This window comes from Saccharibacillus sacchari DSM 19268 (assembly GCF_000585395.1).
Lineage (GTDB): Bacteria > Bacillota > Bacilli > Paenibacillales > Paenibacillaceae > Saccharibacillus > Saccharibacillus sacchari.
Map to the genome: position 1 here is coordinate 2,318,152 of NZ_KK073875.1, position 13,391 is coordinate 2,331,542.

At 53.7% G+C, this 13,391-nt stretch carries 10 protein-coding genes, 1 tRNA gene and 1 riboswitch; of the genes, 3 read left to right on the top strand and 8 right to left on the bottom strand.

Going from position 1 to position 13,391, the window contains the following annotated elements:
* Window positions 1-32: 32 nt before the first annotated feature.
* On the bottom strand, window positions 33-887 hold the full coding sequence (locus SACSAC_RS09870; protein WP_051507022.1) for an aminoglycoside adenylyltransferase domain-containing protein: 855 nt from the start codon (window positions 885-887) through the stop codon (window positions 33-35).
* A 236-nt stretch (window positions 888-1,123) separates the two neighbouring features.
* Complete coding sequence (locus tag SACSAC_RS09875) at window positions 1,124-2,059, bottom strand: acetate and sugar kinases/Hsc70/actin family protein (RefSeq protein ID WP_051507023.1); 936 nt, start codon at window positions 2,057-2,059, stop codon at window positions 1,124-1,126.
* 170 nt (window positions 2,060-2,229) lie between these two features.
* Window positions 2,230-2,327: riboswitch (purine riboswitch) on the top strand.
* 107 nt (window positions 2,328-2,434) lie between these two features.
* Between SACSAC_RS09875 and SACSAC_RS09880 the strand changes: the two genes are divergently transcribed.
* Window positions 2,435-3,646: an MFS transporter gene (locus SACSAC_RS09880; RefSeq protein WP_037285760.1), complete on the top strand. Its 1,212-nt coding sequence runs from the start codon at window positions 2,435-2,437 to the stop codon at window positions 3,644-3,646.
* A gap of 226 nt (window positions 3,647-3,872) precedes the next feature.
* Here the strand turns inward: SACSAC_RS09880 and eno are convergent, their stop codons facing one another.
* The 6 genes from eno to SACSAC_RS09910 all read right to left on the bottom strand — a co-directional run bounded on the left by eno (window position 3,873) and on the right by SACSAC_RS09910 (window position 11,594).
* Window positions 3,873-5,171 carry a phosphopyruvate hydratase gene (eno, locus tag SACSAC_RS09885; protein WP_037285763.1) on the bottom strand — a complete coding sequence of 433 codons (1,299 nt, stop codon included), beginning with the start codon at window positions 5,169-5,171 and terminating at the stop codon, window positions 3,873-3,875.
* Between the two features lie 120 nt (window positions 5,172-5,291).
* Window positions 5,292-6,842, bottom strand: a complete 1,551-nt coding sequence (gpmI, locus tag SACSAC_RS09890) for a 2,3-bisphosphoglycerate-independent phosphoglycerate mutase (RefSeq protein ID WP_037285765.1) — start codon at window positions 6,840-6,842, stop codon at window positions 5,292-5,294.
* Window positions 6,842-7,594, bottom strand: coding sequence for a triose-phosphate isomerase (gene tpiA, locus SACSAC_RS09895; RefSeq protein ID WP_037285768.1), 753 nt, complete (start codon window positions 7,592-7,594; stop codon window positions 6,842-6,844). Before tpiA ends, gpmI begins: the two co-directional genes overlap by 1 nt.
* Window positions 7,595-8,048: 454 nt before the next feature.
* On the bottom strand, window positions 8,049-9,233 hold the full coding sequence (locus SACSAC_RS09900; protein ID WP_037285771.1) for a phosphoglycerate kinase: 1,185 nt from the start codon (window positions 9,231-9,233) through the stop codon (window positions 8,049-8,051).
* A 206-nt stretch (window positions 9,234-9,439) separates the two neighbouring features.
* Complete coding sequence (gene gap / locus SACSAC_RS09905) at window positions 9,440-10,450, bottom strand: type I glyceraldehyde-3-phosphate dehydrogenase (RefSeq protein WP_037285774.1); 1,011 nt, start codon at window positions 10,448-10,450, stop codon at window positions 9,440-9,442.
* A gap of 106 nt (window positions 10,451-10,556) precedes the next feature.
* Window positions 10,557-11,594, bottom strand: a complete 1,038-nt coding sequence (locus SACSAC_RS09910; protein WP_037285777.1) for a sugar-binding transcriptional regulator — start codon at window positions 11,592-11,594, stop codon at window positions 10,557-10,559.
* A 305-nt stretch (window positions 11,595-11,899) separates the two neighbouring features.
* On the opposite strand from SACSAC_RS09910, the gene SACSAC_RS09915 reads away from it, so the two are divergent.
* Together SACSAC_RS09915 and clpP are read left to right on the top strand one after the other, a co-directional pair.
* Window positions 11,900-11,974, top strand: a tRNA-Arg gene (locus SACSAC_RS09915).
* Between the two features lie 226 nt (window positions 11,975-12,200).
* On the top strand, window positions 12,201-12,803 hold the full coding sequence (clpP, locus tag SACSAC_RS09920) for an ATP-dependent Clp endopeptidase proteolytic subunit ClpP (RefSeq protein WP_037285780.1): 603 nt from the start codon (window positions 12,201-12,203) through the stop codon (window positions 12,801-12,803).
* The last annotated feature ends 588 nt before the right edge of the window (window positions 12,804-13,391 follow it).

A 13,391-nucleotide genomic window follows, 5' to 3' on the forward strand; every position in this document is an offset into this window, starting at 1 on the left:
TGTCCGTTACCGCCTGTTCGTCCGATACGCTCTTATTTCGGCTCTGTTTCGATCAGGCTCGCCGCTGCGTCGATACGACTTTGCATCTCTTTCGCGAAAGCGGTCAGCTTGGCTGCCGGAATCTCGATGTCGCCCCGCGAAGTTTCTTTATAAACGGCAAGAAGCGGATCGATAACCTCTTTCCATTCCGGCAACGCCTTCGTTCCCCACTCGCCGCCTTCTTTTTTCGATGCGATATATCCTTCCTGCAAAAACATCAGTACGCGGCAGAGATTAAGCGTGAGATAGACCGGATTTTCCGAAATTTCGCTCTCTGCGTTCGATACGTCATTCCGGATAGAGCGCACATAAGCTTCACGCGGGACGGGAGGATACAGTTCGCGCAGCGGCAGGCCATGGAGCGGGATTCCGCGTTCGTAGGCGACGGCGACCTGCGCGGCCAAGTCCGGATCTTCCCAACCTCCGCACACATACTCCGGATCGGTTGCGTATCGTTCCCGGTGAGCGGCCGAGTAGTGATAGATAAACGGCGCCGGATGCACAAACGGACGGAGCGCCGATGCTTCAATAACGGTAAACTCGATATGGCGGCCTTCCGGCAGCTGCCGATGCAGATCGCGGACCGCGAGTGTCAGCTTCTGCAATTGAGTTCGTTCCGGCTGACCCTCTGTGACGACGAGCAGATCGATATCGCTCGTTGCGCGATTGAAGCCTCCTATCGCCAGCGAGCCGTGCAGATAGACGCCGACAACGCATTCGCCGAGGATCTGCCTGCATCGCGAAGACAACTCTTCCGCCGAAGCAAAAGCTTCGCGCGTTCGGGGCGAGCTGCGCAGATCGGCTGCAAGAGCTTCAGGTTTGCGGTGTTTAACGGACGGTTCGTGCATGAGTATCGACCTCCTTAGTGATAAAAGCCAGCATGCCTAGGGCGTGTCTTCAAACCTCGACGGAAGCAGATTTTGCCGAATATTCGTGCTAAACAAGAAACTTTTCCGCAGTCGTGCCGCGGCACGTCAAGGGAAAGTGACGCTGCGTTGCCGGAATCGTACACGCTTTAGGTACGAATTCGGGGCAGGGCGAAAAGGCGGTAAAAGATGCACGTTGGCAGGTTTGAAGACACGCTCTAGCGTTTAGCCAAATGAAGTGCCCCGATCGCCCCGCTATACGGTCCCTGCTTCGGGATCTTCGCCGTTGCCCCCAACATCTCCGTAAAACGCAGCGTAAGCTCTTGCAGCAAAGCGTTGTCTTCATACGAAGAACCGATATATACGACTTGGTTTGTTTGTTGCAGCCCCGCCGCCTGAACGCCGACGGTCACGACGATCTCCGCGACCATGCCGATCACGGCTGCCGCATAATCCTGCGGCTTGACGCCGGTCGCGGGCGGAACCGGCCGCGCAAAATTTGCGGCTGTCAGGTCACCGGCTATCGGCGGCACCGCCGGGGCATAAATCTGCCCCACCGTCAGATCCACCGCCTCCCGGTTCCCAAGCGGGGCCAGCCGCGCGATTTCGCCGTAATCGCGCACCCCGCACAGCAACCCGGTCAGACCGACGATCGTGCCTCCGCCCAGACCGATTCCGCCGAGCCTCAGCCGCTCGCCCTCTTCAATCGCGTGCAGCGACGTCCCCGTCCCGACGTTCACCAGCATAAAGCGTCCCAACGCCGCATTCGCATTCTCCGCCTCCGCTTCGGCCTTTAAGATCCGCACGGCCCCTTCCGCCGTCGCCTCGAATTCCGGTACGTCGACCGCGGAAGCCGCATATTCCGGCAGCAGACCGCGAAGCCGCTCCGCCTGTCCGCCGGTAAAGCCGATACGAGTCTTCATCGGAAGATGCTCCCGCACCCAAGCTACGGCTTCTTTCATTCGATCCGTCGGGAATTTAACAAAGAACGGAACTTGGATCGGAGCCTGCACAGACGAATCTCCGCTGCTTAAACCTTGTTCTTCTGCCGAAGATTCGCCTTCCGTATATGCAAGATCGACGTCTTCCATATCGCTTATATAAGCAATTTTGATCAACGTTCCTCCCGCATCAATCCCTGCATATCCCGTCATCTTCTTTTCCTCCTATTGCCTGAAAGCTTACGGTTCACTCACTATTGTTATTGCTGCGTTCGGATCGTTTGGCCGATTATTGCGTTTCTTCTATAATAAGCGCCAAGTTGACAGAGACCAAATTTTTCGATTCTCCTCATTTCCCTCTTGATCTTTTGCCTTCATTCATTTAAAATAGGCCAAGTTGACATTGTATACCTCAATAAGACGGTTTGAGGGTATCTACCGGGGACCATACCTCCCGACTACAAAGTCGCGCCGAAGGCGCCTTTGCAGTCGGGATTTTTGCGTCCAACGCAACCTTTCGACTCCTAGCGCGCACTATGAGTACCTTGACCAAGGTACCACTTCCGTGAAAAGGAGCCCTGCCGCACCATGAATATCAAAGTTCTTGTTCTGACGATCGCCGCCTTTACCGTCGGTCTCGTCGAACTCATTATCGGCGGCGTACTGCCGCAAATCGCCGCAGATCTGGGCGTATCCGTCAGTACGGCTGGCCAACTGATTACCGCCTACGCGCTCGTGTATGCCGTATCCGGCCCGACGCTGCTCGCGCTGACCGCCAAAATCGAACGCCGCAAGCTCTACCTGCTATCGCTCGTCGTCTTTATTCTCGGTGCTCTGCTCGCGTTCTGGAGCCCGAACTTCGGCGTGCTGCTGATTTCCCGCTTCGTGACGGCAGCCAGCGGATCGCTGATCACGACCTTATCGCTCACGATCGCCGTTAAAGTCGTGCCGGAAAACTACCGCGCGCGCGTCATCGGGATCGTCTCGATGGGCATCAGTTCCGCAATCGTGCTCGGCGTACCGCTGGGTGTCCTTGCTGCCGACAAGCTCGGCTGGCGTATTCTGTTCTTGTTCATCGCGATATTCGCAGTACTGGCCATGTTCGTGATCTACAAGCTGATGGAGCCGATTCAACCGCAGCAGGTGATGCCTTTGCGTCAGCAGCTCGCTTCATTGAAGAATACCAAAGTCGCAGGCGCGCACTTGGTGACGCTGCTGCTGCTTGCAGGCCACTATACGCTGTACGCATACTTCACGCCTTTCCTGGAAAACATCATGCACTTGAGCGCTTCCTGGATCAGCATCGTGTACTTCTTCTTCGGTCTTGCGGCCGTTGCAGGCGGCATGATCGGCGGCGTCATGTCGGACAGTCTAGGCGCGAAAAAGAGCATTCTGATCGTCGTCGGCGTGTTCGCCCTATCACTGTTCATTCTGCCGTTCACGGCGTCTATGATTCCGCTGTTCGCGATTCTCGTCTTCGTGTGGGGCGCTCTGAGCTGGGCCTTGTCCCCGGCGCAGCAAAGCTACCTGATCGAAGCCGCACCGGAAACGTCTGAGATTCAACAAAGCTTCAACTTCTCCGCCCTGCAAGTCGGCATTGCGGCCGGATCGGCCATCGGCGGCGTTGTCATCAGCCGTGCGCCTTCCGTAACGTATAACGCTTGGGTCGGCGGTATTATCGTCGTGATCGCCTTCGGCGTGGCGCTGTACACGTTCTCCCGCAAGACCTCAACTCGCCGCTCGGGCGAGCAAGGCCAAAAGAACGGTTCGAAGCTGGAGCCGAACTTCGGCGGAGATTGATCCGAAGCTTGGATATGAAACCAATAGAAATAACTTAAAAAGCTCGATAGACAGCAGAACTGTCTATCGAGCTTTTTAGCATATACGAAAATCATTCGCTCTGATTGAACGCAAAAAAGAGACGCCGCGTCCGGCGTCTCTTTTCTTGTGCCTGCTGCTTTTGTCCAAGCGTCCTTGGGCAAAAGCTTCCGGCTATCTTATCGGATCGAAAATCCTATTGGAAATCTTATTGGAATTTCTTTTGATCCAGGTTGTAGAACGATTTCAGGCCGTTGTATTGAGCCAGTTCGCCCAGTTGGTCTTCGATGCGAAGCAGTTGGTTGTATTTCGCAACGCGGTCTGTACGGGAAGGAGCACCCGTTTTGATTTGACCCGCGTTAGTCGCAACCGCGATGTCAGCGATCGTGCTGTCTTCGGATTCGCCCGAACGGTGGGAGATAACTGCTGTGTAACCCGCGCGTTTAGCCATTTCGATCGCGTCGAAAGTCTCAGTGAGCGTACCGATTTGGTTAACTTTGATCAGGATCGAGTTACCGATGCCTTCTTCGATGCCGCGGCCCAGACGCTCAGTGTTCGTTACGAACAGGTCGTCGCCAACCAGTTGGACTTTGTCGCCCAGTTTTTCAGTGAGCAGTTTCCAACCTTCCCAATCGTCTTCTGCGCAAGCGTCTTCGATTGTGATGATTGGGTACTTTTCAACCCAAGAAGCCATCAGGTCAACAAACTCTGCGGAAGTGTAAGATTTGCCTTCGCCCGCGAGTACGTATTTTCCGTCTTTGTAGAACTCGGTCGAAGCTACGTCCATACCCAGGAAGATATCTTTACCTGGCGTGTAGCCCGCTTTTTCGATCGCTTCGATGATTGTAGTCAGAGCTTCTTCGTTCGACGTGAAGTTCGGAGCGAAGCCGCCTTCGTCGCCTACTGCTGTAGCCAGACCTTTGCTGCTCAATACGGCTTTCAGGTTGTGGAAGATTTCCGCACCCATGCGCAGAGCTTCTTTGAAAGTAGGTGCGCCTACTGGCAGAACCATGAACTCTTGTACGTCAACGTTGTTGTCGGCATGCTCGCCGCCGTTAACGATGTTCATCATAGGAACCGGCAGTTGTTTCGCGTTGAATCCGCCCAGGTATACGTACAGCGGCAGGTCAAGAGCGTCAGCTGCAGCGCGAGCTACTGCCATCGATACAGCCAGGATTGCGTTAGCGCCCAGCTTGCCTTTGTTAGCCGTTCCGTCCAAAGCGATCATCGCTTTGTCGATGCCCAGCTGGTCAAGAGCGTCCATGCCGATCACTTCCGGAGCGATTGTTTCGTTTACGTTTTTAACTGCGTTTTCTACGCCTTTGCCTAGGTAACGGCCTTTGTCGCCGTCGCGAAGCTCAACCGCTTCGTGAACGCCTGTGGAAGCGCCGGAAGGAACGATAGCACGGCCGATCGCGCCGGATTCCAGGTATACTTCAACTTCAACTGTAGGGTTACCGCGGGAGTCAAGGACTTCGCGTGCGTAAACGTCAGAAATAATCGTCATTTTAAGTAATCTCCTTTGAGTTCGTTTTATTCAGGGAGCGGCGTCCGTTTGCCGAACGCCGACTCTCCATATTAACACTTCTAAATGAATCTCCACCGTTAACTATGCCACATTTGCGGCTTAATTAGAAGTTTTGCGTCCCGAAATGACCGAAGTGCCTGTCATTTCAGCAGGTTGCGGAACTTGCATGAGGTCGAGGATCGTCGGCGCGATGTCGGCCAGAATGCCGCCTTCACGCAGAGTCACGTCTTCGCTCGTTACGATGAACGGAACCGGGTTCGTGGTGTGCGCCGTTTGCGGGCGTCCAAACTCGTCGATTTCCGTCTCTGCATTACCGTGGTCAGCTGTGATGATTACCACGCCACCCTTAGCCAGAACCGCGTCTACGACGCGGCCCACGCACTCGTCCGTTGTTTCAACGGCTTTGATCGTAGGTTCCATCATGCCGGAGTGTCCGACCATGTCCGGATTCGCAAAGTTCAAGATGATGCAGTCTTGTCTTTCCGCTTCGATCTCGGCTACGCAAGCGTCAGCCACTTCGTAAGCGCTCATCTCCGGCTGCAAGTCGTAAGTTGCGACTTTTGGCGAGTTGATGAGGATGCGCGTTTCGCCTTCCAGCTCCACGTCGCGTCCGCCGCTGAAGAAGAACGTCACGTGCGGGTACTTTTCCGTTTCGGCAATCCGCAGCTGCGACTTGTTGTTTTGCACGAGCACTTCGCCCAGTGTATTTGTCAGGTTTTTCGGCGCGTACGCCACCAGACCGCGAACATTAGCACTGTAAGTCGTGAACGATACGAAACTCAAGCTTTCCGGCTGTCCGGCTCCGCGGTCGAAACCGGCGAATCCCGGGTTAGTCAGTGCTTCGGAGATCTGGATCGCACGGTCAGGACGGAAGTTGATGAAGATGAGGGAATCGCCCGACTCGATCTTGGCCGTTGGTTGTCCGTCCTTCGTCACGACAGTCGGCAGGACGAATTCGTCCATGACTTCCTTCGCGTACGAAGCTTCCACAGCTTCAGTTGCGCTCGCTGCAAATTCTCCTTCGCCGTAAACCATCGCGCGATAAGCCAATTCAACGCGTTCCCAACGCTTGTCGCGGTCCATCGCGTAGTAACGACCTTGTACGGTCGCAATTTGACCCACGCCGATTTCAGCGATTTTATCAACCAGCTGCTGCATGTATTTCTTGCCGCTGTCCGGTGCTACGTCGCGGCCGTCCATGAAAGCATGGATGTACACGTCGTTGAAGTTTTCTTTTTTAGCCAGTTCCAGTACAGCGAAAAGGTGATCGATGTGACTGTGCACGCCGCCGTCGGACAGCAGACCCAGGACATGAAGCTTTTTGCCGTTTTCTTTGGCCGAGTTGATCGCGGACAGCAATTTTTCATTTTCGAAAAAGTCGCCTTCGCGGATCGACTTGGTGATTTTGGTCAGATCCTGGTATACGATGCGGCCTGCACCGATATTCAGGTGGCCCACTTCCGAGTTACCCATTTGACCTTCCGGCAGACCTACGGCTTCGCCGCATGCCGTCAGTGTGGTGTGGGGATATTTAGCCATGAACCGCTCATAGTTCGGCTTCTTCGCTTGAGCAACCGCGTTGCCTTCCGAGCCTTCGCGCAGACCGAAGCCGTCCATGATGATCAGTGCTACCGGTTTTGGAGCTGTCATTACTTCGCCCCCTCAACCAGGGCAACGAAGGAATCAGGCTGAAGGCTTGCGCCGCCGACGAGTGCGCCGTCGATATCGCTTTGGCCCAGGTATTCCGTTACGTTCTCAGGCTTCACGCTGCCGCCGTATTGAATACGGATCACGTCAGCTGTCGCTTGATCGTACAGGTCTGCCAGCACAGTGCGGATGTAAGCCGTAACTTCATTCGCGTCTGCGGAAGTCGACGATTTGCCGGTTCCGATTGCCCAGATTGGCTCATAGGCAACGACAACTTTAGCCGCGTCTTCTTTGGACAGGCCTTGGAACGCGCCTTCGGTTTGTACTTTGCAGACTTCTTTCGTTTGGTCGGCTTCGCGCTCTTCGAGCTTTTCGCCTACGCATACGATTGGAGTCAGGTCGTTGCGGAAAGCCGCTACGACTTTTTTGTTGACGATCTCGTCCGTTTCGCCGAAGTATTGACGGCGTTCCGAGTGACCGATGATGACGTAGTCCACGCCGAGTTCTTTCAGCATAACGCCGCTGATTTCGCCCGTGAATGCGCCGTTGTCTTCGAAGTGAAGGTTTTGTGCGCCGACTTTGATGCCTGTGCCTTTAACCGCTTCGGTCAGGGCAGGAAGATTGGTGAACGGTGCACAGATGACCGTTTCCACGCCTTCTACGACTGCGCTGCCTTTTACGGCTTCCGCAAAGGCCAGCGTTTCGGATACGGTTTTGAACATTTTCCAGTTACCAGCGATGATTGGCGTTCTCACGAAATAATCCACTCCTTTTAATGACTTGTCTTGGAAAACGGATCGCGTCAGCGGTGGGTATGTGCTTGGGCGACGCTGCGAGTTGCAGAGGCCTGCGATCGCGTGTTGAAATTCGATTCCTTTGATTGAAGCATAACAGAGGGGGGAATCGAATTTCAAAGGCGAGCACTTCGTTTCTCCGGCTCTCTGCAACTCTCCGCTGCTTTAGCACGTACGCCTACGCCGACTTCAGACCGTTTTTCAGAACCGTTTTAAAACTCGCTACGCAGGGAAAGGCGGCGGGGTCGGTTGAAGCGGCCCCGCTGGCGTTTCCGGTTGGAAGCTATCGATTGGAGATATAGATGGCTGGAAGGTCATGCTATTAAAGGCATGGCGTCAGGCATTCTATAATCAATCGAAATTTATGGGTCGGCTTGTTTCCGGGCCGTTTGGGGCGGGCGGAAAAGAAGCTTTTTTACTTGTCGTTCAGGGCTACGACGCCTGGGAGGGCTTTGCCTTCCATGAACTCCAGGGAAGCGCCGCCGCCTGTGGAGATATGGTTCATCTTCTCAGCCAGGCCGAATTTTTCTGTTGCTGCCGCGGAGTCGCCGCCGCCGATGATGGTGTAACCTTCGGTTGCTGCGCAAGCTTCGCCTACAGCACGCGTGCCGTGGGAGAAAGGCTCGATTTCGAATACGCCCATAGGTCCGTTCCAAACAACCAGTTTGGATTTCGCGATGATATCGGCATAGATTTCACGCGTTTTCGGACCGATGTCGATGCCTTCCCAGTCAGCCGGAATGCCGTCTTCGACGTTGATGATCTTCGTGTTCGCCGAAGCGCTGAAGTCGTCGGAGATTACGATATCGACCGGCAGGTGGAAGTTCTTGCCGAGCTTTTTCGCTTTTTCGATGAAACCGAGAGCCACGTCGAACTTGCTGTCGTCGAGCAGGGACTGTCCGATTTCATAGCCTTGAGCCTTGAAGAAGGTGTAAGCCAGACCGCCGCCGATCAGAACGTTGTCCGCGATGTTCAGCAGGTTGTCGATCACGTCGATCTTGTCTTTTACTTTCGAACCGCCGACGATTGCCGTGAACGGGCGCTCCGGGTTCGAAATCGCTTTGCCCAGTACGTCAAGTTCTTTTTCCATCAGCAGGCCGGATACGGCCGGCAGATGGTGCGCGATGCCTTCAGTCGAAGCATGGGCACGGTGAGCGGCGCCGAATGCGTCGTTTACGAACAGATCGGCGAGCGAAGCGAATTCTTTTGCAAGTTCCGAATCGTTCTTCTCTTCGCCTTTGTGGAAACGTACGTTTTCAAGCACCAGCACGTCTCCGTCTTTGAGCTCGGCGATTTTAGCCTTGACCGCGTCTCCGATCGACTCATCCGTTTTAGCAACCGGTTTGCCCAGCAGTTCGGACAGGCGTTCTGCCGCTGGAGTCAGGCGCATCGAATCAACGACTTCGCCTTTCGGACGTCCAAGGTGGCTCGCCAGCAGTACTTTTGCGCCTCTTTCGGTCAGGTATTCGATCGTCGGAATTGTTGCACGGATACGAGTGTCATCCGTAATTTTTCCATCTTCGAGCGGAACGTTAAAATCGACGCGCACAAACACAACTTTGCCGCTTACTTCTACGTCACGTACACTTTTCTTATTCATAAATTAATCCCCCATGCCCTCAAATTTAGAATTCAGGATTCCAAGGAATGCGCATCGCCCGTTTCGGCAACTTAGAAAAAGCGGAAACAAAGAACCTCTGTTTCCGCTTTGTCTGCGTGAAGTCCGTCGACCGAACCGAAATCGGCCGGTCGACGCAGCTTCATGATGCTATAAGTTTGCCGTTCTTCGTGCGAAAGTCTCCGGAATTACTGAGCTTTTTTCGCGAAGAATTCAAGCGTACGAACGAGTTGAGCCGTGTAAGACATTTCGTTGTCGTACCAAGCTACTGTTTTAACCAGCTGCTTGTCGCCGACTGTCATTACGCGAGTTTGCGTAGCGTCGAACAGGGAACCGAAAGTCATGCCCTTGATGTCGGACGATACGATTTCGTCTTCTGTGTAACCGTAAGTTTCTGGGTCGGCAGCAGCTTTCATAGCCGCGTTGACTTCATCAACTGTTACGTTTTTCTCCAGAACCGTTACCAGCTCAGTCAGGGAACCTGTAGCAACCGGTACGCGTTGCGCTGCGCCGTCAAGTTTGCCTTGCAGCTCAGGGATAACCAGACCGATTGCTTTAGCAGCGCCAGTCGTGTTAGGAATGATGTTTTCTGCTGCTGCGCGTGCACGACGAAAGTCGCCTTTAGGGTGCGGAGCATCCAGAGTGTTTTGGTCGCCGGTGTAAGCGTGGATCGTAGTCATGAGACCTTGAACGACGCCGAACTGATCTTGCAGTGTTTTTGCCATAGGAGCCAGGCAGTTTGTTGTGCAAGATGCGCCGGAGATAACCGTTTCCGAACCGTCGAGGATCTCGTGGTTAACGTTGTAAACGATTGTTTTCATGTCACCCGTAGCCGGTGCGGAGATTACAACTTTTTTAGCGCCAGCCGTGATGTGCTTCTCAGCGCCTTCTTTAGTTGTGAAGAAACCTGTGCACTCCAGAACGATGTCAACGCCGAGCTCTCCCCAAGGAAGTTCTTCAGGGTTACGGTTAGCCAGAACTTTTACGTCCTTGCCGTTTACTTTGAAGAAACCGTCGTGTACTTCAACGTCGCCGTTGAATTTACCTTGAGTTGTATCATATTTCAACAGGTGAGCGAGCATTTTCGCATCGGTCAAGTCGTTGATTGCGACAACCTCGATACCTTGCACGTCTTGAATGCGGCGGAAAGCCAAACGTCCGATACGACCAAATCCGTTAATACCTACTTTTACAGTCATTGAACAGTTCCTCCTAAATAGATGGTTTTTGAAGAAATGTTTCATTTATTCAAGGCGCATACTTCTTCATATCGATGAAAAAGCCGCACCATGAGTAACAAATTCGTCAGGCGCTCTCCAGCTCCCGGACAATTTCGAGCGCAGCCGCTTCGTCGATCACCAGAATGTCTTCCTGACCGAATCGCAGCACCGCGTGAATCGCCTTTGCCTTTGATTTGCCTCCCGCGATCCCAAGCACGACGTCCGCCGCCTTGATATCGTCAAGTCTGAGTCCGAGAGTCAGCATATTATGCACGAAACTGCCGCTCTCGTCGAAGTAATAACCGAAAGATTCGGCTACCGCTCCTTTTTCCTTAAGGCCGCTTGTCGTCTCTTCATCCAGTTTGCGTCGACGCGCCATATCCACCGCATTGCCGATCCCGTGCACAATGACGCGGGCGGTGCGGATCTCGCGGACGATTTCCTGAATGTTAGGGTCGTGCACAAGCGATTCGTACGCTTCCCGGCTCAACAGATCGGGTACGTGCAGCAAGCGATAATCGGCGCCTACCCGCTTGGCCATGTTGGAAGCGATGGTGTTCGCCTGAATTTCCAGGCTTTCGCCCAGTCCTCCGCGTGCGGGAACGAACCAACTGCCTTTAAGGGGACCGTTTACCGGATAAGTCAACTGCTCGGCCATCTCGGCCAGGGTCGTGCCGCCCGTTACGGCTACCACATCCCCGCCTTGCATCACGCCCAGCAGCGCTTTGGCTCCGGCTTTGCCGAGCTCGCGCTTGGATAGAGGCGATTCGTCGCAGTTGCCCGGAACCACCACAACTTTCCGCAGTCCGTAAAACTTGCGAATCTTCTCTTCCAGGTTGGACAATCCCACTAATTCCTTCAATACTGGTTCCAGACGCTCAAGAAGGAGTTGTCCAGCATCACTGATCCGCATGCCCGCCGTGTCCGTCTCTATCAAGCCTTGTGCTTTCAGCAGATCGGTCTCGGCTCTCAGCACCCGTTCGGTCATTTGCAAGGAATTCGCCAGCGTGCGGCGCCCCGTCGTGCCCGTCAGCATGATCTGATGAAGGATGGTGTACCTTTTCTTGAGAGTTTCCATGAGATCGGGAAGCAGCTGCTGCTGGATTTCGAGAATGTTCTGCATGCGTTCCACCTCTGCAAACTTCGTCTGCCCGTATAATTTAAATCAGTGGACATTTATTGTCCCGGGAACACTTTTTTTGTCCCACACCTAGTTTAACCAATTTGACGCCGCTATGCAAGCTTTGGCAAGCGGATATTTTATTCACAATCAATTGTGATTCACCCCTACTATATATAGGTAAAATAAAGCTAGCGGGCTCATGATATGGGGGTCTTTTCGTACCCTTTTTCACAGCTCGAATAGGGCTTGCAATTCGCATTGCCGCCTAGTATAATAATGATTGCTGCTGTTTGCTTGCAATCTATGCGCCCGTGGTCCAATGGATATGACGTAGGCCTCCGAAGCCTGAGATCCAAGTTCGATTCTTGGCGGGCGCGCCATTATTATTTAACTGTATTTTTTGTTCATGACGCCGATATCGGCTATTTTTTTTGCAGAAAGTTTGACTTTCTTTGACTTTATGTTTGGAATTGTTTATCATATGGGTAATACCAGCTAGACGTTTACCGGACTCCTCTACGCATAGGGTTCGGCGGGCCCATCCAGCCTGGCATCCATTCCAATTCTAAGGACGGAATAGATCCGTTCACAAGGAGGTTTTTCACTGTGGGTTACATTCCTATGGTCGTTGAACAAAGCAATCGCGGCGAGAGAGCGTATGACATTTACTCCCGCCTGCTGAAAGACCGCATTATTTTCCTCGGCACCGAAGTCAATGACGTCGTAGCCAACGCAATCATTGCACAACTCCTGTTCCTCGAAGCGGAAGATCCGGAGAAGGACATTTACCTTTATATCAATAGCCCGGGCGGTTCGATCACGGCCGGCATGGCGATTTTCGATACGATGCAGTTCATCAAGGCGGACGTCTCCACAATCTGCGTCGGCATGGCTGCGTCGATGGGCGCATTCTTGCTGAATGCAGGCGCCAAAGGCAAACGTTTTGCCCTGCCGAACAGCGAAATCATGATTCACCAACCTCTGGGCGGCGCTCAAGGTCAGGCTTCGGACATCGAAATCCGTGCCCGCCGCATCATCGCGCTCCGCGAGAAGCTGAACCGCATCATGTCCGAGCGTACCGGTCAACCGATCGAACGCATCGACAAAGATACGGATCGCGACTACTTCATGGATGCCGCGGCTGCTGCCGAATACGGCATTATCGATAAAGTCATCGAGAAGCCGGTTGCCGAAGTCGGCGTGAAGTAAAACAAAATCGTATATCGGGAAAAATCGCAAACACACCGTGTCCGACTTTTCCCGAATCCGGCCAAGCCTATCGTTATTCGCCTTCGCGGCGTCTGACGATAGGCTTTTTTGTATCCGTACATCGTAGCTTGCTCGGCTCGGCTCGGCTCGGCTCGGCTCGGCTCGGCTCGGCTCGGCTCGGCTCGGCTCGGCTCGGCTAACGGATCGTATGTCCTTTAAAGCCGCAAATCAACCTCCTCCGAGACTTTAACGGATCGTATTACCGTTAGACGCTGATTTGCCTACTTTTCCCGCCCAAATCAAGCCCTTTTCTACTCTAAGCGTCACCTCGATCCGTTAAAAATTCAATCCTGCTGCAAAACCCTCCTAAGCGCCGCCTCGATCCGTTAAAATGTCCAGTCTGCTCCAAATGCCGATCCCGCCGCGAACTTGCCGGCCTTCTCGCGAGTTTTTCGCGGCGCTCCCACAGCTTTCGCACAGCTCAACCACGACTTTTTCGCAACCTTCTCGCTGCCGTTCCGCATCTTTTTATAGCTCTCCTACGGCTTTTTTGCAGCCTTTTCGCAACCGTTTATCGGCGACGCGCGT